Genomic DNA, 20,123 nt, shown 5'->3' on the forward strand with positions numbered 1-20,123 from the left:
TTACCGACCGCCTCCGGATGCGCTTCAAAGCGCGTAACGTCACACCCCTAGTCGGATGGTGCGATAAATCGCGCTGGTCACTGCTGGCCGAGGAACACCATGTTCCAGGTCCCTGCGGCGACGGCGGCGGCTACTGCCGACCCGGCGATCACCACGCCGCCCAAGACCACCCACACATCCAACCCGGTGAAACGAGCCTGCCGGGCCCAGGTCCGCCGGGCACCGCCGAAGCCGCGCGCCTCCATGGTCACCGCCAGCCGCGACGCCCGCCGGACCGCCTGGACCAGCAGCCCGAAGCTTTGCCCCAGCATGGCCCTGAGCCGTTGCGCCGGGCTGCCGTGCGAGCCCACGCCGCGGGCCCGCCGGGCCATCCCGATGGTCTGCCATTCCTCCGCCATGAGTCCCACCAGCCGCATCGCCGCGAGGGTGCCCAGCACGAACCGGTGCGGCAGCTTCGCCTGCTGCGCGAGGGCGTCGGCCAGGTCCGTGGGGTCGGTGCAGCTCATCAGCAGCACGGCCGGCAGCGCGATCGCGAGGCCGCGCAGCAGGAAGCCGAGGCCCAGCTGGAGTGAGCCCTCGCTGATGGACCAGAGCCCCACGTCCAGCAGGATCCGGCCACGGTCCGGGGCGAGGATGGCGGTGCTCCAGCCGCCCAGGGCAGCGGCCAGGATCAGCGGCCAGCCGCGGCGCCAGAGCAGGGCGGGGGTGAGCCCGGCCAGCGGGAAGAGCAGCACCTCGAAGGCCAGCGCCACGGACGCGGAGACCCAGTCGATGGACAGGGCCAGCGCCACGGTGACCAGCACGACGCCGGAGAACTTGGCCAGCGGGTTGGCGCGGGCCAGCAGGGCGCGGTTTCCCTCCAGGGTCAGGGCTTCCCTCATGCCGCCACCCCCTGCAGCTTGAGCTCGTCGCCGCCGAGGACGTCACTGAATTCGGCGTCGTGGGTGACGGAGACGACGGCGGTGCCGGCGTCCAGGAGTTCGGAGAGGAAGGAGGCCAGCTCGGCCCAGGTGTTGGCGTCCTGGCCAAACGTGGGTTCGTCGAGGACCAGGACCTGCGGGTGGGCGGCCAGCACGGTAGCCACGGACAGGCGCCGCTTCTCGCCGCCGGAGAGGGTGTAGGGGTTGGCGTCCACCAGGTCCCGCAGCCGCAGCCGCTCCAGCAGTTCGTCCACCCGGTCCGCGCCGCGGCCCAGCTGCCGCGGCCCGAAGGTCAGTTCGTCCAGCACCCGGCCGGTCACGAACTGGTGTTCGGGTTCCTGGAAGACCGTGCCGATCCGCGGGATCAGCTGCTGCGCCTTCCAGGCATAGGGGTCGATGCCCGCGCCGGCGCTGAGGTCGGTGGTAGCGGACACGGTCCCGGCCACCGGGGCCAGCAGCCCGGCGAGGGTCAGGGCGAAGGTCGATTTCCCGGCGCCGTTGGGCCCGGTGATGGTGAGCGCGCGCCCCGCACGGACCTGCGCGGCGATACCCTCCTGCACCGGCACGGGCGGCACGGCGCGGAAGCGGGTCCGCAGGCCGCCCCGGCGGGGACGGTCGCGGGACACGGCCAGGGACTCTGCGGCCAGCAACAGCCGGCCCGCTTCGAAGCCGGGTTCCGGACCCTGCCCGGTGTCGCCGGCGCTCCGGGCGCGGGTGGCCGGCACGTGGCCCGGGACCCAGACCCCGGCGGCGATCAGCATCTCCCGCGCCTCGGCCAGCACCCGGTCCGGCGGCCCGTCCAGCAGTACGGCGGATTCGCCCGCGCTGCCGGGCTGCAGCACCACGATCCGGTCCACCAGGTCCTTCCACACGGAAACCCGGTGTTCCACCACCACCAGGGTGGCGCCGGTCCGGTCCAGGCAGCGGCCCACGGCGTCGCGGACCTCCAGCACACCGGCGGGGTCGAGGTTCGCGGTGGGTTCGTCCAGCAGCAGGAGCCCGGGCCGCATCGCGAGGATGCCGGCCAGGGCCAGCCGCTGCTTCTGCCCGCCGGAGAGGGCAGACGTCGGGTGGCCCAGGGGCAGGGATCCGAGCCCGACGTCGTCGAGCGCCTCCCCTACCCGGGCCCAGATCTCCGCGGGCGGGACGGCGAGGTTCTCCGCCCCGAACGCGACGTCGTCACCCACCCGGGAAAGCACCACCTGGGTCTCCGGGTCCTGCTGCACCAGCCCGGCGCGTCCGCGGCGGTCCCGGGGTGGGGCCCCGTCGATGAGCAGGCTGCCGGTCTCGTCGGCGTCGTCGGCGTCCGCGTCCGCGCCGCCGCCCTCGCCGAGCACCCCGGCCAGGGCGTGCAGCAGGGTCGACTTACCGGCGCCGGAAGGTCCCAGCAGCAGGACGCGTTCGCCCGGGCTGATGTCCAGGTCCAGTCCGCTGATGGCGGGCCGGGACCGTCCGGCGTGCCGCCAGCCCCAGCCGCGGGCGGTGACCGCGGCGGGGCGGACGTCGTCGGCGTTCATGCGCGCGGGTGTCAGGAGAAGACGGGTTCGGTGGCCGCCTTGCGGGAGGCGAAGGAGGCCAGCACCCCGGTCCGGGCCAGGCCGCGGGTGGCGATCCAAGCCAGGCCGCCGGCGATCACGGCACCGGAGATGGCGCAGAAGACGATGTAGGCGGCCTTGTCCCCGGCCTCGAAGGCGATGTTCCAGCCCCAGGGCAGGAAGCAGTCGTTCAGGCCGCAGAAGAGGCCCGCGCCGGCGCCGGCGAGCAGGGAGACCGGGAGGTTGAACTTGCTGTAGCGGAAGGCGGCGAAGACCAGCTCCGCGCCGAGGCCCTGCAGGATGCCCGAGATCAGCACGGTGGTGCCGTACTGGGAGCCCATGATCAGCTCGCCGGTGGCGGCGACGGCCTCGCAGAACAGCGCGGCGCCGGGCTTGCGGACCACCAGCATGCCGAGGACCGCGGGGATCATCCAGCCGCCGGCGTAGAGGCCGGTCAGGGGCGGGTAGACGGCGGTGAGCGGGACGGACACCACGTTGGAGCCCTGGTCCCAGGCCCAGAAGATGACGCCGCCGGCAATCGCGATCAGCGCCGCCAGGACAATGTCGACCACGCGCCAGCTCTTTTTGCCGGCCGCTGTGGTGCGGGGGGTGGAAATATCGGTCATGTCGTCCTCCTGAGGTACAGGAGGGGAGGGTATTCCGGCCACGGCGGCCGCTGCCGCGTGTTCCGGACACCCTGAGAACTCGACTCCCTTGCGCCGGTACTAACCGGATCAGGTTCGAGGGTCTGCGGCTGTCCGCACTCTCAGCGCCCACCTACGGTTCCCGGATTCCTCCGGAAGGGTCCGACGGCGGCGCTCCCCTGTCGTTATGAATGTCGCCCGTGTGGGCTGGCCCAGTTTACACCCGCGCCGCCGGGGCCCGCCTCCCCTCCCTGCCGAGCCGGATCAGCACGATCCCGGCCGCCACGAACCACGCCCACATCAGGAGGCCGTAGCCGCCGTAGAGCGCCGGGACGAGGTACCGCAGCGCCTCCGCGAGCAGCCCCAGGGCACCGGCGCCGATGCCCAGCCAGCCCACCGCCCGGGAGAGCCCTGCCCGCACCATGGCCACGGACATGAGGAGAATGCCCGCCGCGGAAAGCACCCCGGCGACGGCGGGTGTGTTGTTCTCGGCGATCACCGCCTCGGCGGCGGCGCTGATCCGCTGCCGCGCGGCGTCGTCGGCCGCCCCGGCGTACCGGTCGCTGAGGTAGACCAGCACCAGAGAGCCGCGGCTGGTAACCGGGATGGCGAGGATCAGCGCCCAGGACAGCCCGCCCACCAGGGCGCCGCCCAGCGCCAGGCCCCGTGCCAGTCCCTCTGCCGCCGGAGCGCACGCCAGGAACAGCGCAGCGAAGACGGGCACCGCCAGGATGTTCGGGACCGTCCAAAGCAGCTGCTCGGCGACGTAGACGGGCTTGTTGCGGGCGATGAACTCAAGCGTCGGCACGGCCCCGTCGACCGGCGGCGGCGCGATGAAGTCCAGCACAAGGGCCAGCACCAGCAGCACCACGAACGCGATCGAGCAGCAGCCGGCCGCCAGCTGGAACGGCGCCCAGGGTGCGCCCCGGTCTCTGTCCATGCCCGACGGTAGGCCGGGCGGCGCGCGGCGGACAGGGGCGTCCGCCCCGGACCGGTGTGCCAGTAGGCTAGGGGCAGTCCTGTTTCCACCCGCAAGGAGCACGAAATGAACATTGTCATCAAACTGCTCGGCACCGGCATCAGCCTGGTCGCCGGTCTCGTCGGCACCAAGCTCGTGGACACCGTCTGGGAGAAGACCACCGGCAACAAGCCGCCGAAGGGCCACGACGACGACGTCCCCACCACGCTGCGCCAGGCCCTGACCTTCGCGCTGATCTCGGCCTCGGTGAGCGCCGTCATCCAGGTCCTCGCCAACCGCGGCACGCAGCGGGCCATCACTCGCTTCGCCAAGACCCAGGACATCGTCTAGGCGCACCGCACCACCGGACTCCGACGGGGAGTCCCCCGGGCATCAGTCCCGGCGGGGCTCCCCGTCCTCGTTGAAGCCGCGTTCCCCGGCGGCCTGCTGCACCACCGCTTCGAGCTCATCCGCGCTCAGCAACTCCGGGTGGAGGTGCTTGGTGCGGTAGCCGGCGCGGCCCACCATGTGCGCGGAGACCGGGACGGTCAGCAGCTGGAAGATCCACGCGACCACCAGCACCGGCCACACCCACCAGGTGCGCATCTGCAGGCCCACGGCGCACAGCAGCAGGAACAGGCCCAGGACCTGCGGCTTGGTGGCGGCGTGCATCCGGCTCATCAGGTCCGGGAAGCGGAGCAGGCCGATCGCGGCGCCGAGGGACATCAGTGCACCCACCACCATGAACACGGCGGACACGGCGTCGATCACCGTATCCCCGGAGAAGGTCTCAGGATTCATGGGGGTGCCTCCTGCGGTCGGCTACGAAGCGGGCCACGGTCACGGACCCGACGAAGCCGATGATCGAGATCGCCACCAGCAGCATCAGGTTGTTCAGGTGCCGGTTGACGGCCATGTCGATGCACAGCGCGGCGCCCAGGATGGCCAGCAGCACGTCGGTGGCGAGCACGCGGTCCAGCAGCGAAGGCCCTCGGGCGATCCGGATGATGGCGCCGCCCGCCGCGAGGGACAGAATCACGGCGGTCACGGCCAGGACGATCGGCATCATGCGGCTGCCTCCTGTTTGAGGGCGGAAACTTCCTCCGGGGAGCCCATGATCCGGATCAGGCCGGCCTCAGTGTCCCGGACGTCCTTGCGGAGCCTGGCGGCGTCCTCGGCGTCGCGGACGTTGATGCCGTGGATATAGAGCGTGGACGTACCCCTGTCCACCTCCACGACCAGGGAGCCCGGAATCAGCGAGATGACGTGGCCGGTGGCGGTGACCAGGAGATCCGAGTGGCTGCGGAGCGGGACCGCGACGATGGCGCTGACCACCCGGGGCCCGCGCACCACGGCGAGGTAGAGCAGCTGGAAGCTCGCCGCGACCACCTTGCCGAGGAACACCAGGCCAAAGGGGACGGCGCGCAGCACGTTGAACCGTCCGCCCAATTCCACCGGCGGCAGGTAGAACAACCGGGCCACGAACACAGCGATCAGCGCCCCGAAGAGCAGGTTGCCGGCGCTGAAGTCCTGCCAGAGGGCGCCCCAGACAATCACCAGCCAGACCAGCAGCGGCAGTTCCTGGCGCAGCGAGATGCGTTTGCGGGTCATTTGCCGCCTCCCTGGGCCACGGGCTGCGGCGGGGCCGGGACCGTGACCTCGTCGCCGAGGACCGCGTGGATGTAGGAGGACCGGTCCAGCATCTCGGCCGCGGACTGGCCGGAGAGGCGGAACAGCGGCCCGGCGAACACGGTCAGGGCCACGCCGAGGATGACCAGCGCCAGAGTGGAACCGACCATGGTGCGCGGCAGCAGGCTCACCGTGTGGCGTGCGGAGGATGTCCCGGCCCCGCCGGTTCCCTGGGACTCACCGCCCGGGGCGGCGAGCAGCACCGGGTCCGGGTGCTCGGCGTCCTCGGGCTTGCGCCAGAAGGCACGGTTCCAGACACGGGCGATGGCCAGCAGGGTCAGGAGGCTGGTCAGGACGCCGCCGGCCACCAGCGCGTACGCCAGCGGGGTGCCGAGCAGGACGCCGGCCTGGAGCAGGCCCAGTTTGCCCAGGAAGCCGGAGAGCGGAGGGATCCCGGCGAGGTTCATGGCCGGGATGAAGAACAGCACGGCCAGCAGCGGGGAGAGCTTGGCCAGGCCCGCCACCCGGTCCACGGAGGAGCTGCCGGCGCGGCGTTCAATCAGCCCGGTGACCAGGAAGAGGCTGGTCTGGATGGTGATGTGGTGCGCCACGTAGAACACCGCGGCGCCCAGGCCGGCCACCGAGGACATCGCCAGCCCGAACACCATATAGCCGATGTGGCTGACCAGGGTGAAGGAGAGCAGACGTTTGATGTCGCTTTGCGCGAGCGCGCCCAGGATCCCCACCACCATGGTCAGCAGCGCCACCACCATCAGCGGGGAGTTGAAGGTGTCGCCGGGGAAGAGCAGCGTCTCGGTGCGGACGATCGCGTAGACGCCCACCTTGGTGAGCAGGCCGGCGAACACCGCCGTAACCGGGGCGGGGGCGGTCGGGTAGGAGTCGGGCAGCCAGAAGGAGAGCGGGAAGACGGCGGCCTTGATCCCGAACGCCACGAGCAGCAGCACGTGCAGCAGGTTCCGGGTTCCCTGGTCCAGGTCCCCCAGCTTCATGGCCAGGTCCGCCATGTTGATGGTGCCGGTGGCGCCGTAGATCATCGCGATGGCGATCAGGAACAGCACCGAGGAGACCACAGAAACCACCACGTAGGTCACGCCGGCGCGGATCCGGGGCCCGGTGCCGCCGAGGGTCATCAGCACGTAGCTGGCCGTCAGCAGGATCTCAAAGCCCACGTAGAGGTTGAACAAGTCTCCGGAGAGGAAGGCGTTGGACACCCCGGCCACCAGGATCAGGTAGGTGGGGTGGAAGATCGAGACCGGGGCGTCGCTGTCGCCGTCGGCCATGCCCTGCCCGGTCGCATAGACCAGCACGGCCAGGCTCACGGCGGAGGAGACCACCAGCATCAGCGAGGAGAACTGGTCCACCACCAGCACGATCCCCCACGGCGGCAGCCAGCCGCCGATGCTCACCGCCGCCGTGCCGCCCTCCCAGACGGAGGCCAGCAGCCAGCACTCGAGCAGCAGGGTCACGGAGAGCAGCGCGATGCTGACCGTCCGCTGCGCCCGGGAGTGCCGGATCAGCAGGAAGGTCAGGGCGGCGCCCAAGATGGGGAGGACGACGGCGAGCGGGGCAAAGCTGGCGATGTTCACTCGGACCCTCCTTCCTGGTTCGGGGCGGTGGTGCGGGAGCCGGGCCGTTCCTCTGCCGCGGCTTCGCTGGCCGGCATCTGGCGGGCGCCGGCCAGGATGGTCCCGCCGGCGTCGGGCTCGACGGCGGGCAACGGGAATTCGGAGGTTTCCTCGGGGATGACGGCGTCGTCCTCGGCGTCGAAGCTGGGCGTCTCGGCGACGCGGAGGTCCTCGGCGTCGTCCTGGATCTCGTCCTGCCGGGCCAGCACCCAGGTGCGGTAGATGATGCCGAGCATGAACGCGGTCACGGCGAAGGAAATCACGATCGAGGTCAGGATCAACGCCTGCGGCAGCGGGTCGCTGTAGGCGCCGGGATCGGTGTCCTTGGCGAACAGCGGGGCCAGGCCGGCGTAGCCGCCCGTGGTGAGGATGAGCAGGTTGGTGGCGTTCGCCAGCAGCATCAGGCCCAGCAGCACCCGGGTGAGGCTGCGCTCCAGGAGCAGGTAGATGCCGCAGGCGTACAGCACCCCCATCACGGTCAGCAGGGTCAGGTTGACGCTCATGCATTCCCCCCGGGGGTGGTTCCGGCGGCCGCGTCCGACTGCTCTTCGAAGTGTTCGTCGATTTCGGCGCCGAGGCTGCGGAGCACGTCCAGGGCCAGGCCGACGACGACGATGTAGACGCCGATGTCGAAGATGGTGGAGGTGACGAACTTGATGTCACCGAAGACCGGGAGCCAGAGTTGGACGATGGCGCTTTGGAAGACCTCGCCGCCCAGGAGCAGCGGCGCCACCCCGGACACGGCCGCCGTCGCCAGGCCGATACCCAGCAGCGCGCCGGCGCTCAGCGGCGCGGCCTCGCGCAGCTCGAACCGGCCGCCGGCCAGGTAGCGGATGGTCAGCGCCAGCCCGGCCATCAGGCCGCCGGCGAAGCCGCCGCCGGGCAGGTTGTGCCCGGCCAGCAGCAGGTAGATCGAGAAGACGATCATCGAGTGGAACACCAGGCGGGTCACCACCTCGAAGATGATGGAACGCCGCTCGGGGGCGAGGGTCCGGCCGGCCACCAGCCAGGCGTCCTTGGTGGACGCCGCGAACCGGCGGCTCAGGGCCAGCGCGGCGCCGTCGCGGCTGTGCGCGGGGGCGGCCAGGCGGCCCACCGTGCCCTCGACGACCGAGCCGGAGGACCGGATCCGGTCGCCACGGCCGCGGACGAAGATGAGGCTGGCGACGCCGGTGGCGGCAAGGGCCAGCACGGAGATCTCGCCGAAGGTGTCCCAGGCCCGGATGTCCACCAGGGTGACGTTGACGACGTTGAGCCCGCCGCCGCCGTCGTAGGCCAGCCGCGGGAAGTCCAGCGAGACCGGCGTGGCGACCCGGGCACCGAGGGCGTAGATCGCCACGAAGATCATGGTCAGGCCGAAGCCGGCGCCGATGATGATCCTGACCACGCGGTACCGGCCGCCGGTGCGGTCCCGGAGTTCGGCCGGGAGGCTGCGCATGGCCAGCACGAACGCCACCAGGATGATGGTTTCCACCAGCATCTGGGTCAGCGCGAGGTCCGGGGCGCCCTGCAGTGCGAACATCAGCGCGATGCCGTAGCCGGTGACGGAGACCATCAGGACGGCCAGGAACCGCTTGTTGGCGCGGACCGCGGCGAGGGCGCCGACCACGATGCCGGCTCCGGCCACCAGTTGCAGCGGGGACCCCGGGTCGATGACGTAGAGGTCCGCCGGGAGGGGCTTGCCCGCGAGCAGGATGGCGGTCAGCGGGAGCAGGAAGGCCACGCTGAGGATGACGGCCAGGTAGAAGTAGAGCGAACCGCGCTGGGTGCGGCCGGTGACCCACACGGCGGCGTCGTCGAGCGCGCCGATGGTCTGCTGGTAGGCGCGGTCGCCGTTGATCCAGCCCGGAACCAGCTCCTGGGCCTGGGCGACGGCGCCGCGGCCGTAGTACATCGCCAGTCCGAGGGCGAAGGTCACGGCGGTCAGGCCCAGCGCCGGCGTGATTCCGTGCCAGAGGGCGAGGTGCCCGGCGTCGTGGGCGTCCTCACCGGCGAACAGCGCGGCGTAGGGCTGGATCCAGCCGTCCACCGGCGCGGGCCACAGCCCGTAGGCCACCGTGAGGACGGCCAGCACTGCGGGCGCGGCCAGGAAGGCGGGCTTGATGGCCTTGAACCGGGTGACCGGGACGCCGTCCTTGACCGCGAACGCGCCCCAGAGGAAGCGCGCGCTGTAGGCGAAGGTCAGGATCGACCCGACGACGACGCCGGCCAGGACCACCACTCCCCAGGGCCCGGACCCGGCGTGGTGCACGAAGGCCTCGAAAACGGACTCCTTGGCCACAAACCCGGCCAGCGGGGGCACCCCGGCCATCGAGGCGGCGCCGATCACGGCCACGACGCCGAGCGCCCGGGAGGACCGGAACACACCGGAGAGCTTGCGGATGTCGCGGGTGCCGGCCTGATGGTCGATGATGCCGACCACAAGGAACAGGGTGGCCTTGAACAGCCCGTGGGCCAGCAGCAGGGCGATCCCGGCCAGGGCGGCGTCGGGCTGCCCGAGGCCCACCACCATGCTCAGGAAGCCGAGCTGGCTGACGGTGCCGTAGGCGAGGATGAGTTTGATGTCCGTCTGGCGCAGCGCCCGGTAGCCGCCCACCAGCATGGTGGCCAGGCCCAGGCCCAGCACCACCGGCAGCCAGGTGTCCGTCCCGGCGAACCCGGGCGCCAGCCGCGCCACGAGGTAGATGCCGGCCTTCACCATCGCCGCGGCGTGCAGGTACGCGCTGACCGGGGTGGGGGCCGCCATGGCGCCCGGCAGCCAGAAGTGGAAGGGCACCAGCGCCGACTTGGTGATGGCCCCTACCAGCACCAGCACGACGGCGGTGGCCACCGCCGGCGCGGCGGGGCCGGCCACCAGCTCCGGCGCCTGCTGCAGCAGGGCCGAGATCCGGTAGGTGCCGGCGAAGGATCCGAGCATGATCAGGCCCACCAGCATGGCCAGGCCGCCGGCGGTGGTGACGATCAGGGCCTGCAGCGCGGAGCGGCGGGCGGCCAGGCGGGTCCGGGCGTAGCCGATCAGCAGGTAGGACAGGACGGTGGTGAGCTCCCAGAAGATGAACATGAGGAGCAGGTCGTCCGCGGTGACCAGCCCGAACATCGCCCCGGCGAAGGCCAACAGCTGCGCCCCGAAGCCGCCCAGGTTGCTGTCCTTGTTCTTGAAGTACCGGGCGCAGTAGACCAGGACCAGCGCCCCGACGCCCAGGATCAAGAGGGACATCACCCAGGCCAGGGCATCCATCCGGAAGGCCAGCTCCAGGCCGAGGTCGGGAATCCAGGGGACCAGCAGGGCGGGGGCGTCCGGGGCCGCGTACACGGCGTCGTGCTGCAGGATCAGCCAGAGGAACGAGCCCGCGGGGACCGCCGCCAGTGCGTAGAACGCATTCCTGCCAACCCGGCGGAAGAGAAACGGCGCCACAAGAGCCACAGCGAAGTGCACGGCTAGGACTGTGATCACTGGTATCTCCGCAACGTCAGGAATTCGGTTATCAAAAAGTTGGAGCAGGCGGCGCATGTGGTTAGGTTCAGTCCGAACAGTTTACCAAGCGTGTACAAATTCTTTTCTGCCCGTTTCATCCCGGTCCGGGCGGCGGGGACGGCTAACATCAGGGCTATGAATTCCGCCACCGCTCCCGAGGCCGCACCGGCGTCCGAACTTGGTTCCGGACGCCAGCCCGCCGGGAGGGGACGCATCCTGGCCTGGGCCGCGTGGGACTGGGGCTCTGCCGCGTTCAACGCCGTGATGACGACCTTCGTCTTCACCGTGTACCTGACGTCCAAGGCCTTCGGCGGCGAGGACGAGGCCTCCGCGGTCCTCGGCACCGCCCTGGCCATCGCCGGCGCCGCCATCGCGGTGCTCGCCCCGGTCACCGGACAGCGGTCCGACGCCGGCGGCCGCCGCAAGCTCTGGCTGGGCGTGAACACCGCCGCCGTTGCGCTGCTCACCGGGCTGTGCTTCTTTGTCTTCCCGCGGCCGGAATTCCTGCTGCTGGGGGTCACCCTGATCGCCCTCGGCAATATCTTCTTCGAGTTCGCCGGCGTCAATTACAACGCCATGCTCGCCCAGATCTCGACGCCGGCCAACATCGGCAAAATCAGTGGCTTCGGCTGGGCCTCCGGCTACCTCGGCGGCATCGTGGCGCTGCTGATCGTCCTGCAGCTGTTCGTCCAGCCGAGCATCGAGTGGTTCGGCGCCTCCACCGAGGACAGCCTGAACATCCGACTGGTCGCCATCTTCTCGGCGCTTTGGCTGCTGGTCTTCGCCGTCCCGGTCTTGGTTGCCGTGCCCGAAGTGCCCATCGTCCGGCAGGACAGACTGGGCTTCTTCGCCTCCTATGGACTGCTGGCACGCCGGATCAAGGCCATCTACCGAACCAGCCCGCACACCATCTACTTCCTGCTGGCCAGCGCCATCTTCCGCGACGGCCTCGCCGCCGTGTTCACCTTCGGCGGGGTGATCGCCGCCGGCACCTTCGGCTTCGACCTCAAGCAGGTCATCTTTTTCGCCATCTTCGGCAACGTCGTCGCCGCTGTCGGCGCACTCGTGGGCGGACTACTCGACGACCGGGCCGGCCCCAAAGCGGTCATCATTGGCTCCCTGGCGGGCCTGCTGGTGGCTGGCACCGCGCTGCTGATCCTGGGCAACGGGACATATTCCTTCTTCGGCATATCCTGGTCCGGCAGCATGACCTTCTGGGTCTTCGGCCTGTTCCTCTGCCTCTTCGTAGGGCCCGCCCAGTCTTCCTCCCGCGCCTACCTGGCCCGGCTGGCCCCCACCGGAGAGACCGGTGAGCTGTTCGGGCTCTATGCCACCACCGGCAGGGCCGTGAGCTTCCTCGCCCCAGCCCTGTTCACCCTCTGCATCACCATCGCCACGCCCCTGGTGGCCCCGGGCCAGGCGCAGCGCTGGGGCATCGTCGGGATCATGGTTGTGCTGCTGGCCGGCCTGCTGGTGCTGCTGCCGGTCAAGGCCCCGGGCAAAACGGACATCGCCGTCGTGCCATCCCACTAGCCGCCCGCATCGGCTGCCATCTTCAACGCGCCCCAAAACCGGGTGCGGCCACTAGGCTGGTGGCATGAACGTGGATGAGACCGAACTTCCCGGACTGGGCCGGCGCAAGGATTTCATGACCGCCTCGGGGCGCCGGATCGGCGTCGTCGAATACCGCGAGGGGCAGACCGAGCTCATCGTCTCCACCTGGGACGACCCGGACACCTGCCAGGCCTCGATTCCCCTCACCGCAGACGAGGCAGCCGCCCTGGGCAACCTGCTCGGCGGGCAGCGGCTGGCCATGCAGCTCTCAGAAGCCCACCGCGAGGTTCCCGGCATTGTCACCCGCCAGTTCTCCATCGCGGCCGATTCGCCGTTCCAGAACCAGCCCATGGGCAAGGCCTGCATCCGGACCCGCAGCGGCGCCTCGATCGTGGCGATCATGCGCGAGGGCGAGGTGCTCCCCTCCCCCGGCCCCGACGTCGTGCTCCACCCCGGCGACCTGCTGGTGGCCGTCGGCACCCAGGAGGGCCTGGACACCGCGGCCTCCATCCTGCGCAACGGATAAGCCATGGATGCCCTCGCCGTGACCCTGATCGAGCTGGGGGCCGTCGTGTTCTGCCTCGGCCTGCTGGCGAGGCTGGCCGGGCGGATCGGCATGTCCCCCATCCCGCTGTACCTGGTCGGCGGCTTGTTCTTCGGCGCGGGCGGGCTGGTCAAGCTCGAGGGCATGCACGAGTTCGCGCACCTCTCCAGCGAGATCGGCGTCATCCTTCTCCTGCTCATGCTCGGCCTGGAATATACGGCTGCCGAGCTGGTTACCGGGCTGCGCCGGTCCTGGCAGGCCGGCGTGCTGGACCTGGTTCTGAACTTCGTCCCCGGGGCGGGTCTGGCGCTGCTGCTGCGCTGGGGCGTGGTGGGGGCCATGGTGATGGGCGGTGTGACCTACATTTCCTCCTCCGGGATCGCCGCGAAGGTGATCACGGACCTGGGCCGGATCGGCAACCGCGAGACGCCGGTGATCCTGTCCATCCTGGTCTTCGAGGACCTGGCCATGGCCGTGTACCTCCCCGTCCTGACGGCCACCCTGGCCGGGGTGAGCCTCCTGGTGGGCCTGCAGACCGTGGGGATCTCGCTCGCCGTCGTCACCCTGGTCCTGGTGGTGGCGCTGCGGCACGGGCACCACGTCTCCCGGGCCGTGCACAGCGAAAACTCCGAGGTTTTCCTGCTCAACCTCCTTGGCGCGGCGCTGTTGGTGGCCGGCCTGGCCGCGGCCATGCAGGTCTCCGCGGCGGTGGGCGCGTTCATGCTCGGCATCGCGATTTCCGGCGCGACGGCCCATAGCGCCACTCGGATCCTGGAGCCGCTGAGGGACCTGTTCGCCGCGATTTTCTTCGTGGTCTTTGGCTTGAACACGGACCCCCGGTCCATCCCGCCGGTGCTGGGCTGGGCGCTGGTCCTGGCGGTCCTCACCGCGGCCACCAAGATGCTGACGGGCATTTGGGCGGCCAAGCGGGCCGGCATCGCGATCCCCGGCCGGTTCCGTGCCGGGGCGGCCCTGATTGCCCGCGGCGAATTCTCCATCGTGATCGCGGGCCTGGCGGTGGCCTCCGGCGCGGTGCCCCGGGAGCTCGCGGCGCTGGCCACCGCCTATGTCTTGATCATGGCAGTGATGGGTCCGCTCGCGGCCAAGTTCATCGAGCCCGTGGTCCGGGCGGTCCGGCGGCCGGCCCGGCGCGCGGTGCAGCGGGCGCGGCCGGTCAACTGACAGCCCGTGCAAGCGCCCCAGCGCACCGCCCGCCGGCTAGGACGTGATCTCGGTGCGGTGGAAGTTCAGGTGGCTGCGGCTGGCGGTGGGGCCGCGCTGGCCCTGGTACCGGTTGCCGTACTCGCCGGAGCCGTAGGGGTGCTCGGCGGCGGAGCTGAGCCGGAAGAAGCACAGCTGGCCGATCTTCATGCCGGGCCAGAGCTTGATCGGCAGGGTGGCCATGTTGGACAGTTCCAGCGTGACGTGGCCGGAGAAGCCGGGATCGATGAAGCCCGCCGTCGAGTGCGTCAGCAGCCCCAGCCGGCCCAGGGAGGACTTGCCCTCCAGCCGGGCCGCAATGTCGTCGGGCAGGGTGACCGTCTCGTAGGTGGAGCCCAGGACGAACTCGCCGGGGTGCAGGATGAACGGCTCGTCGGCGTCGACCTCCACCAGACGGGTCAGCTCCGGCTGGTCCACGGCGGGGTCGATGTGCGCGTACTTGTGGTTGTCGAAGAGGCGGAAGAAGCGGTCGATCCGCACGTCCACCGATGAGGGCTGGACCATGGCGGGGTCGAACGGTTCCAGCACAATCCGCTGGGAGTCAATTTCGGTACGAATGTCGCGGTCAGAGATCAGCACAGGATCAAAAGTACCGCAGGTTCCCGGCTCCCCCGCGTCCGTGCCGGCGGCTCCGTCACAGAGGGTCCGGCGGCGGCACTCAGGCCGCGGCCTGCTCCGCTTCCAGCAGCATCTTCAGCTGCTCGAGCTGCACCACCTGGGCCTGCATGGCGCGCCGCATCTTGGCCGAGAGCAAGAACGAGGCCACGCCGGGCCGGTACCGCAAGGCAAAGCGGACGTGGGTGCTGCCGCCGTGGGTGCTCAGATAATAGCCGCAGTGGACCCGGGCACGGCCGGAAATGACCTGGAACTGAATCTCCGCGCCGGGGCGGGCGGCCGTAAGCTCGAAGTCCCCGGCCGCCGGGGGAAAACTGCCGGCGGTAAGCGCCGGCCGGTACACCGAGCCGGGGGCACCCACCGCGCCGGAGACCAGCGCGACACTCTCGATCCCCTCGCGCCAGTACGGCAGGTTCCGGGGGTCCAGAAGGAAGGCGTAGATGCCCATGGCGTCGTACTGGATGACGACGTCGTGCTCTGCATACGCCACGGAAGTTCCCTCAAGGTCGGACTAATGGTGCTCGTAGCCCGCTTCCCCCTCAGACCGCAGCTAACCCCACCACGGTATCCAGCGGCCGGGGCTGCCGCATCGTCACCGGCCCGTCTTTACCGAAGAGTTATGCAGCCGGTACCGGGCGTTGATGTTCGGGGAACTCCCGCGCCTGGGGTAAGGTGAATCTCGTTGTTCCGCAGGACACAGCCGAGGGTTATTGGCCGGTCCCTGCGCGGCTGTAGCTCAATGGTAGAGCGCTAGCTTCCCAAGCTTGATACGCGGGTTCGATTCCCGTCAGCCGCTCCATTTCCCCCTCCTCCGCCCTCCCGCCGTCACGAAGCGACGCGGCCCATTAGGCGGCTACCTGTATCGTTCGAAGTCTGGAACCTATTCGGTTCCGCTACAGGAGCGAACATGGCTGACAAATCCCCCCGTCAAGCAGCATCCAAGAAATCCACCAAGTCCATCAAGGAAAAGCGCGCCGATAAGAGGGCCGCCGCCGCGCCGCCCAGCTCCCTGGACAAAGGCACCCCCGTCAAGGCCGCGGGCGCCAAGAAAAAGTGATTGAGTCATCGAAACGACTCACCCTCGGTGTCCTTGCCAGCACGCGCAAGCAGGACGAACGCCGACTCCCCGTCCATCCGGGCCATTTTGAGCGCATCGCTCCGGAACTCCGCGAGCACATGATCGTCGAGGCCGGATACGGCAGCCGGTTCGGCATGACGGATGACAGGTTGGCGGAGCTGGTGGGCCGGGTCGCCCCGCGCCCGGAGGTACTGGACGCGGCCGACGTCGTCCTGCTGCCGAAGCCCCAGCCCGAGGATCTGGCCGAGCTCCGGGATGGACAGGTCCTCTGGGGCTGGCCGCACTGCGTCCAGGAGCCGGCGATCACCCAGCTGGCGATCGACAAGAAGCTCACGCTGATCGCCTTCGAGGCCATGAACCACTGGGCCAGCGACGGCGGTTTCGGCCTCCACGTCTTCCACAAGAACAACGAGCTGGCAGGCCACTGCTCGGTGCTGCACGCACTGTCCCTGACCGGATCCACCGGGGACTACGGCCGGCGGCTGAGCGCCGTCGTCATCGGTTTCGGGGCCACCGCGCGCGGCGCCGTGACGGCCCTCAACGCCCATGGCATCCATGACGTGCAGGTGCTGACCAACCGCGGAGTCGCCGCGGTGGGTTCCCCCATCCACTCCGTGCGGATCGCCCAGTTCGACCACGACACGGAGGCGCCCTTCCTCAGTGAGGTCATCACCGAACGGGGCCGGGTGCCGCTGGCCCCGTTCCTGGCGGAAAGCGACATTGTGGTCAACTGCACCCTGCAGGATCCGACAGCACCGCTGACGTACCTGCGCACCGGGGACCTGGCCGCGTTCCGGCCCGGCAGCCTGATCATCGACGTTTCCTGCGACGAGGGCATGGGCTTCAGCTGGGCGAGGACCACCACGTTTGCCGAGCCGATGTTCACGGTCGGCACCAGCATCGACTACTACGCCGTGGACCACAGCCCGTCGTACCTCTGGAACTCCGCCAGCTGGGAAATCAGCGAGGCTTTGCTTCCGTTCCTGGCCACGGTGCTGTCCGGTCCGGAGGCGTGGGACGGTGATGAGACCATCCGCCGCGCCATCGAAATCCGCGACGGCGTGGTGTTGAATCCGGATGTCCTGGTGTTCCAGCACCGGCAGCCGGACTATCCCCACCTGGCCACGGCCGGCTAGCTGTCGCGCGCCGGTTCCCGATCACCGCGCACTTTTCGGACAGCCGCTACGCCGATCCGCGGAGCGGCTGTCCTTTTCCGGCGCGGAAACCTACGCCCGGACAATCCGCAGCAGCCGCCGCCGGTGCCGGAGGTCCACCCGGAGCATCAGCTGCCCCCGCCGGGCCAGCAGCACCGCCACCGACGCCGCAGCCAGTGCCGGGACCCCGCCGGAGATGAGGATCGCGGTGTGCGGGTCGACGTGCTCGGCCAGCCACCCCATCAGCGGCCCGCCGATCGCCTGCCCGCCGATCAGCACCATGATGTACAGGCTCATCACCCGTCCGCGGATCCCCATGTTGGCGCTGACCTGCACCAGCTGGTTGGCGGCGGTGAGGAACATCAGGCACCAGAATCCGGCCAGCACCATCGCCGCGCCGAACCAGACCATCGAGGGTGCAGCCGCACCGAGGCAGAGCATCAGCCCGTACATGCCGGCCCCAAGCATGACCGAGCGCAGCCGCAACTCGCGCCGCCGGGCCGAGGTGATGGCCCCGGCCAGTGCGCCGAGCGCCACCAAGGCGTTGAGCAGACCGTACCCGCCGGCGCCGACGTCGTATACGTGGTCCGCGAAGGCGGCCAGCAGCACCGGCAGGCTCATGGCGAAGACGGACACGAACCCGGCCATCAGCCAGGGCCAGTAGATCGTGGGCTTGGCGAGGGCGTAGCGGAGACCCTCCTTGAGCATGCCCTTGCGCTTGGCGGCGGGCGGCGTGGTGTGCAGTTCGTCCTTGCGCAGCACCAGCAGCATGGTCACGGTGGAGCAGCATGCGACGGCGTTGCCCGCGAAGGCCCATCCCGCCCCCACCGCGCCGAGCAGGATCCCGGCGACGGCCGGCCCGATCAGGCCGCCCAGCTGGAAGATCGTGGAGTTCAGGCTGATGGCGTTCCGGAGGTACACCGGCCCCACCAGTTCGTTGACGAACACCTGACGTGCGGGCTGGTCCAGCACGGTGACCAGGCCCAGCGCCAGGGCAATCGCGTAAACATGCCAGACCTCGATCCGGCCCGTCAGCGCCAGGACGGCGAGCGCCGCGGCGAGGACGGCCGCCACCGACTGGCACAGCATCAGGATCCGGCGTTTGGCGAAGCGGTCAGCCATCATGCCGGCCCACGGCCCGAGGAAGAGCGAGGGCAGGAACTGCAGGGCCACGGTCACCCCGACGGCCGTGACCGAACCCGAAAGCTGCAGCACCAGCCAGTCCTGGGCGATCCGCTGCATCCACAGGGCGATCACCGCGATGAAATGCCCGGCCGCGAAAATGCGGTAGTTCCGGACCGTGAGCGAGACGAAGGTGTGCCGCCAGGGCAGCCGTTCGCTGACGACGGCGAGCGGCTCGGTCACGGGCGGCGACGGCGGCAGGGCCGGCACGTCGGCGGCGGGCGACGACGGTGGCAGCGCCGCCGGCGCGGGCCGGCGGGTAGGGGTCTGGTCTGGGTCGGCGGCCTGGAACGGCGGTGGGGGTGCCACGGAAAAGTCCTCGTGAGAGTGGGCCTGCGGGGGTCGGTTTAACGCTAGGCTGGCCGCAATCGATTATGGAAGGTTATTGGATGCATAACTCCCATCACGAAATGCAATGCACCCCCCTGGCCGTCGGCGGGTCCGGGACTCGCGCCCGTGTTTGAGCCCGCCCAGCTCCGGTCCTTCCTGGCCGTCGCCGAGACGCTGAGCTTCACCCGTGCGGCGGAACGGCTGGGGCTTGCCCAGCCCACCATCAGCCAGCACGTTCGGAAGCTGGAGGCCGCCGCCGGCCGGACCCTGATCGCCCGGGACACCCGGGACGTGCGCCTGACGGACAACGGCGACGCCATGGCCGGGTTCGCCCGGAGCATCCTCTCCGCCCACGACTCGGCGGCCCGGTACTTTTCCGGCTCGGCGATGCGCGGCCGCCTGCGGTTCGGCACCGCCGACGACTTGGCCATCACGGGACTGCCCCGGATCCTGCGGGAGTTCCGGCAGGTCTACCCGCAGATCAACCTGGAACTGACGGTCGGCCAGAGCGACCAGCTGTACAAACGCCTCAACGCCGGGCAGCTGGACCTGGTGTTCGTGAAGTGGGTGGCAGGGGCCAAGGACGGCACGGTGGTGCAGCAGGACTCCTTCGCCTGGGTGGGCCTGGAGCAGACCGCCCTGGCGCCCGGACACCCGGTGCCGCTGATCGCCTACCCCGCCCCCAGCCTCAGCAGGAAGCTGGCGATCGACGCCCTGGAGGCCTCCGGCCGCACCTGGCGGATCACCTGCACCACGCGGCAGATCAGCGGGGTGCTGGCGGCGGTGCGGGCGGGTATCGGCGTCGCCGTGATGCCGTCGTCGCTGGTTCCGGACGATCTGAAGATCATCACCCGGCGCTTCGACCTGCCGCCGGTGGGCGACGTCGACTTCACGTTGATCCGGAATCCGCTGGCAAACACGGAAGTCATCGAGGCGTTGACCCAGACCATCACGGGCCGCGCGCTGCACCGTCCGGCGTAGGGAATACCCGGCCTTACCTGCCCTTTCGGGGCGCACTACCTGCCGGCGGCCGGGACGCCCGGGCGGGGATACGCAACCATTGAACCCGCCGGATACTTGCCCTATCCTGACACTACTTGCAGGTCAAGCAGAGGCCAGCCACCCCGCTCAGTCAAGAGAGCACAGACTACGGACGCTTCCTGCCGTCGCTGCCGGTATTCCCGGCCCTCCGTGGCACCCAGCGTTCGGGATAGGCCAGCAATGACGCCAGCCATGAATACTCCCCACGCCTCGATGCGGCCGGCCCCGCGCCGGCTCGGCCCCCGCACCCCGGCACGCCCGCCGGCTGCGGCCGCGGCACGGCTGGAGGGACTCACCCACCCGGCCCTCGGGCGACTCGATCCGCACCCCGCACCGGCACGCGCAGACGGCGACTATGTGGGCATTCCGTTCTGCGAACGCTGCGGCACCGACGAGTTCGTCTACCTGGAGTCGTTCGTTCCGCCCCGGCACCACCGCGACGGCTCCGTCAGCCAGCTCGGCGAGGTGACCTACTTCTGCTCCGGCTGCGAGGACTTCTCCGCCCATGCCGTTCCCGCGTCCTGGGCACCGCCCGGCTGGTACCTCGGCTAAGCCCGGGCTAAACCACAAAGGGGCGGCGCGGGAACCGAAAGGTCC

The 20,123-nt window shown here is 70.0% G+C and carries 21 protein-coding genes, 1 tRNA gene and 1 riboswitch; of the genes, 9 read left to right on the forward strand and 13 right to left on the reverse strand.

Annotation, left to right across the window (positions count from 1 at the left end):
• Nucleotides 1-77: 77 nt before the first annotated feature.
• The 4 genes from AB0305_RS11795 to AB0305_RS11810 form a co-directional block, all read right to left on the reverse strand.
• The gene (locus AB0305_RS11795) at nucleotides 78-881 is read right to left on the reverse strand and encodes an energy-coupling factor transporter transmembrane component T (protein ID WP_364134509.1); all 804 of its coding nucleotides are present in this window, start codon (nucleotides 879-881) and stop codon (nucleotides 78-80) included.
• Nucleotides 878-2,437: an ABC transporter ATP-binding protein gene (locus tag AB0305_RS11800; protein WP_364134512.1), complete on the reverse strand. Its 1,560-nt coding sequence runs from the start codon at nucleotides 2,435-2,437 to the stop codon at nucleotides 878-880. Before AB0305_RS11800 ends, AB0305_RS11795 begins: the two co-directional genes overlap by 4 nt.
• Before the next feature lie 11 nt (nucleotides 2,438-2,448).
• Entirely contained in the window at nucleotides 2,449-3,081 is a 633-nt protein-coding gene (locus AB0305_RS11805) for an ECF transporter S component (protein ID WP_290256417.1), read from the reverse strand.
• Nucleotides 3,082-3,148: 67 nt separating this feature from the next.
• A riboswitch (TPP riboswitch) is annotated at nucleotides 3,149-3,290 on the reverse strand.
• Nucleotides 3,291-3,316: 26 nt separating this feature from the next.
• Nucleotides 3,317-4,039: a hypothetical protein gene (locus AB0305_RS11810; protein ID WP_364134515.1), complete on the reverse strand. Its 723-nt coding sequence runs from the start codon at nucleotides 4,037-4,039 to the stop codon at nucleotides 3,317-3,319.
• Between the two features lie 105 nt (nucleotides 4,040-4,144).
• On the opposite strand from AB0305_RS11810, the gene AB0305_RS11815 reads away from it, so the two are divergent.
• Nucleotides 4,145-4,408 (forward strand): DUF4235 domain-containing protein, encoded by a 264-nt coding sequence (locus AB0305_RS11815; protein ID WP_290256419.1) that lies wholly within the window; start codon nucleotides 4,145-4,147, stop codon nucleotides 4,406-4,408.
• 42 nt (nucleotides 4,409-4,450) lie between these two features.
• Here AB0305_RS11815 and mnhG read toward each other — a convergent pair whose 3' ends face one another.
• The 6 genes from mnhG to AB0305_RS11845 are packed head-to-tail and all read right to left on the reverse strand — an operon-like array spanning nucleotide 4,451 to nucleotide 10,786.
• Nucleotides 4,451-4,858, reverse strand: a complete 408-nt coding sequence (gene mnhG, locus AB0305_RS11820; protein ID WP_364134518.1) for a monovalent cation/H(+) antiporter subunit G — start codon at nucleotides 4,856-4,858, stop codon at nucleotides 4,451-4,453.
• Nucleotides 4,848-5,126: a monovalent cation/H+ antiporter complex subunit F gene (locus AB0305_RS11825; protein ID WP_290256421.1), complete on the reverse strand. Its 279-nt coding sequence runs from the start codon at nucleotides 5,124-5,126 to the stop codon at nucleotides 4,848-4,850. Before AB0305_RS11825 ends, mnhG begins: the two co-directional genes overlap by 11 nt.
• Nucleotides 5,123-5,668 (reverse strand): Na+/H+ antiporter subunit E, encoded by a 546-nt coding sequence (locus AB0305_RS11830; RefSeq protein ID WP_290256422.1) that lies wholly within the window; start codon nucleotides 5,666-5,668, stop codon nucleotides 5,123-5,125. The genes AB0305_RS11825 and AB0305_RS11830 overlap by 4 nt, the downstream gene beginning before the upstream one ends.
• Nucleotides 5,665-7,293 (reverse strand): Na+/H+ antiporter subunit D, encoded by a 1,629-nt coding sequence (locus AB0305_RS11835; RefSeq protein WP_364134523.1) that lies wholly within the window; start codon nucleotides 7,291-7,293, stop codon nucleotides 5,665-5,667. The genes AB0305_RS11830 and AB0305_RS11835 overlap by 4 nt, the downstream gene beginning before the upstream one ends.
• Nucleotides 7,290-7,835 carry a Na(+)/H(+) antiporter subunit C gene (locus tag AB0305_RS11840; RefSeq protein ID WP_364134526.1) on the reverse strand — a complete coding sequence of 182 codons (546 nt, stop codon included), beginning with the start codon at nucleotides 7,833-7,835 and terminating at the stop codon, nucleotides 7,290-7,292. The genes AB0305_RS11835 and AB0305_RS11840 overlap by 4 nt, the downstream gene beginning before the upstream one ends.
• Complete coding sequence (locus tag AB0305_RS11845; RefSeq protein WP_364134529.1) at nucleotides 7,832-10,786, reverse strand: Na+/H+ antiporter subunit A; 2,955 nt, start codon at nucleotides 10,784-10,786, stop codon at nucleotides 7,832-7,834. Before AB0305_RS11845 ends, AB0305_RS11840 begins: the two co-directional genes overlap by 4 nt.
• Before the next feature lie 156 nt (nucleotides 10,787-10,942).
• Between AB0305_RS11845 and AB0305_RS11850 the strand changes: the two genes are divergently transcribed.
• The 3 genes from AB0305_RS11850 to AB0305_RS11860 all read left to right on the forward strand — a co-directional run bounded on the left by AB0305_RS11850 (nucleotide 10,943) and on the right by AB0305_RS11860 (nucleotide 14,087).
• Nucleotides 10,943-12,340, forward strand: coding sequence for an MFS transporter (locus AB0305_RS11850; protein WP_364134532.1), 1,398 nt, complete (start codon nucleotides 10,943-10,945; stop codon nucleotides 12,338-12,340).
• Between the two features lie 64 nt (nucleotides 12,341-12,404).
• The gene (locus tag AB0305_RS11855) at nucleotides 12,405-12,887 is read left to right on the forward strand and encodes a cation:proton antiporter regulatory subunit (protein ID WP_290256427.1); all 483 of its coding nucleotides are present in this window, start codon (nucleotides 12,405-12,407) and stop codon (nucleotides 12,885-12,887) included.
• A gap of 3 nt (nucleotides 12,888-12,890) precedes the next feature.
• Nucleotides 12,891-14,087 (forward strand): cation:proton antiporter, encoded by a 1,197-nt coding sequence (locus tag AB0305_RS11860; RefSeq protein WP_364134536.1) that lies wholly within the window; start codon nucleotides 12,891-12,893, stop codon nucleotides 14,085-14,087.
• Between the two features lie 36 nt (nucleotides 14,088-14,123).
• Here the strand turns inward: AB0305_RS11860 and dcd are convergent, their stop codons facing one another.
• Together dcd and AB0305_RS11870 are read right to left on the reverse strand one after the other, a co-directional pair.
• On the reverse strand, nucleotides 14,124-14,705 hold the full coding sequence (gene dcd, locus AB0305_RS11865; RefSeq protein ID WP_364134539.1) for a dCTP deaminase: 582 nt from the start codon (nucleotides 14,703-14,705) through the stop codon (nucleotides 14,124-14,126).
• Between the two features lie 79 nt (nucleotides 14,706-14,784).
• The gene (locus AB0305_RS11870; RefSeq protein ID WP_364134542.1) at nucleotides 14,785-15,231 is read right to left on the reverse strand and encodes an SRPBCC family protein; all 447 of its coding nucleotides are present in this window, start codon (nucleotides 15,229-15,231) and stop codon (nucleotides 14,785-14,787) included.
• A 235-nt stretch (nucleotides 15,232-15,466) separates the two neighbouring features.
• On the opposite strand from AB0305_RS11870, the gene AB0305_RS11875 reads away from it, so the two are divergent.
• The 3 genes from AB0305_RS11875 to AB0305_RS11885 all read left to right on the forward strand — a co-directional run bounded on the left by AB0305_RS11875 (nucleotide 15,467) and on the right by AB0305_RS11885 (nucleotide 16,955).
• Nucleotides 15,467-15,540 (forward strand) — tRNA-Gly (locus tag AB0305_RS11875).
• A 108-nt stretch (nucleotides 15,541-15,648) separates the two neighbouring features.
• Nucleotides 15,649-15,798 (forward strand): hypothetical protein, encoded by a 150-nt coding sequence (locus AB0305_RS11880; protein WP_290256431.1) that lies wholly within the window; start codon nucleotides 15,649-15,651, stop codon nucleotides 15,796-15,798.
• A complete protein-coding gene (locus AB0305_RS11885) occupies nucleotides 15,795-16,955 on the forward strand; it encodes a N(5)-(carboxyethyl)ornithine synthase (protein ID WP_364134545.1) in 1,161 nt (386 codons plus the stop codon). The genes AB0305_RS11880 and AB0305_RS11885 overlap by 4 nt, the downstream gene beginning before the upstream one ends.
• Nucleotides 16,956-17,045: 90 nt before the next feature.
• On the opposite strand, the gene AB0305_RS11890 is transcribed toward AB0305_RS11885, so the two are convergent.
• Nucleotides 17,046-18,392, reverse strand: a complete 1,347-nt coding sequence (locus AB0305_RS11890) for an MFS transporter (RefSeq protein WP_364134700.1) — start codon at nucleotides 18,390-18,392, stop codon at nucleotides 17,046-17,048.
• A 219-nt stretch (nucleotides 18,393-18,611) separates the two neighbouring features.
• Between AB0305_RS11890 and AB0305_RS11895 the strand changes: the two genes are divergently transcribed.
• Both AB0305_RS11895 and AB0305_RS11900 read left to right on the forward strand, forming a co-directional pair.
• Nucleotides 18,612-19,466 carry a LysR substrate-binding domain-containing protein gene (locus tag AB0305_RS11895; RefSeq protein WP_364134548.1) on the forward strand — a complete coding sequence of 285 codons (855 nt, stop codon included), beginning with the start codon at nucleotides 18,612-18,614 and terminating at the stop codon, nucleotides 19,464-19,466.
• A 252-nt stretch (nucleotides 19,467-19,718) separates the two neighbouring features.
• A complete protein-coding gene (locus tag AB0305_RS11900; protein ID WP_364134551.1) occupies nucleotides 19,719-20,078 on the forward strand; it encodes a hypothetical protein in 360 nt (119 codons plus the stop codon).
• Nucleotides 20,079-20,123: the final 45 nt, after the last annotated feature.

This window comes from Arthrobacter sp. NPDC080086, from assembly GCF_040702285.1.

What these genes read in the sequence shown, in the direction of transcription:
- AB0305_RS11795 (WP_364134509.1), bottom strand. Translation starts at nt 881, where the DNA reads ATGAGGGAAGCCCTGACCCTGGAGGGAAACCGCGCCCTGCTGGCCCGC.
- AB0305_RS11800 (WP_364134512.1), bottom strand. Translation starts at nt 2,437, where the DNA reads ATGAACGCCGACGACGTCCGCCCCGCCGCGGTCACCGCCCGCGGCTGG.
- AB0305_RS11805 (WP_290256417.1), bottom strand. Translation starts at nt 3,081, where the DNA reads ATGACCGATATTTCCACCCCCCGCACCACAGCGGCCGGCAAAAAGAGC.
- AB0305_RS11810 (WP_364134515.1), bottom strand. Translation starts at nt 4,039, where the DNA reads ATGGACAGAGACCGGGGCGCACCCTGGGCGCCGTTCCAGCTGGCGGCC.
- AB0305_RS11815 (WP_290256419.1), top strand. Translation starts at nt 4,145, where the DNA reads ATGAACATTGTCATCAAACTGCTCGGCACCGGCATCAGCCTGGTCGCC.
- mnhG (WP_364134518.1), bottom strand. Translation starts at nt 4,858, where the DNA reads ATGAATCCTGAGACCTTCTCCGGGGATACGGTGATCGACGCCGTGTCC.
- AB0305_RS11825 (WP_290256421.1), bottom strand. Translation starts at nt 5,126, where the DNA reads ATGATGCCGATCGTCCTGGCCGTGACCGCCGTGATTCTGTCCCTCGCG.
- AB0305_RS11830 (WP_290256422.1), bottom strand. Translation starts at nt 5,668, where the DNA reads ATGACCCGCAAACGCATCTCGCTGCGCCAGGAACTGCCGCTGCTGGTC.
- AB0305_RS11840 (WP_364134526.1), bottom strand. Translation starts at nt 7,835, where the DNA reads ATGAGCGTCAACCTGACCCTGCTGACCGTGATGGGGGTGCTGTACGCC.
- AB0305_RS11850 (WP_364134532.1), top strand. Translation starts at nt 10,943, where the DNA reads ATGAATTCCGCCACCGCTCCCGAGGCCGCACCGGCGTCCGAACTTGGT.
- AB0305_RS11855 (WP_290256427.1), top strand. Translation starts at nt 12,405, where the DNA reads ATGAACGTGGATGAGACCGAACTTCCCGGACTGGGCCGGCGCAAGGAT.
- AB0305_RS11860 (WP_364134536.1), top strand. Translation starts at nt 12,891, where the DNA reads ATGGATGCCCTCGCCGTGACCCTGATCGAGCTGGGGGCCGTCGTGTTC.
- AB0305_RS11880 (WP_290256431.1), top strand. Translation starts at nt 15,649, where the DNA reads ATGGCTGACAAATCCCCCCGTCAAGCAGCATCCAAGAAATCCACCAAG.
- AB0305_RS11900 (WP_364134551.1), top strand. Translation starts at nt 19,719, where the DNA reads ATGAATACTCCCCACGCCTCGATGCGGCCGGCCCCGCGCCGGCTCGGC.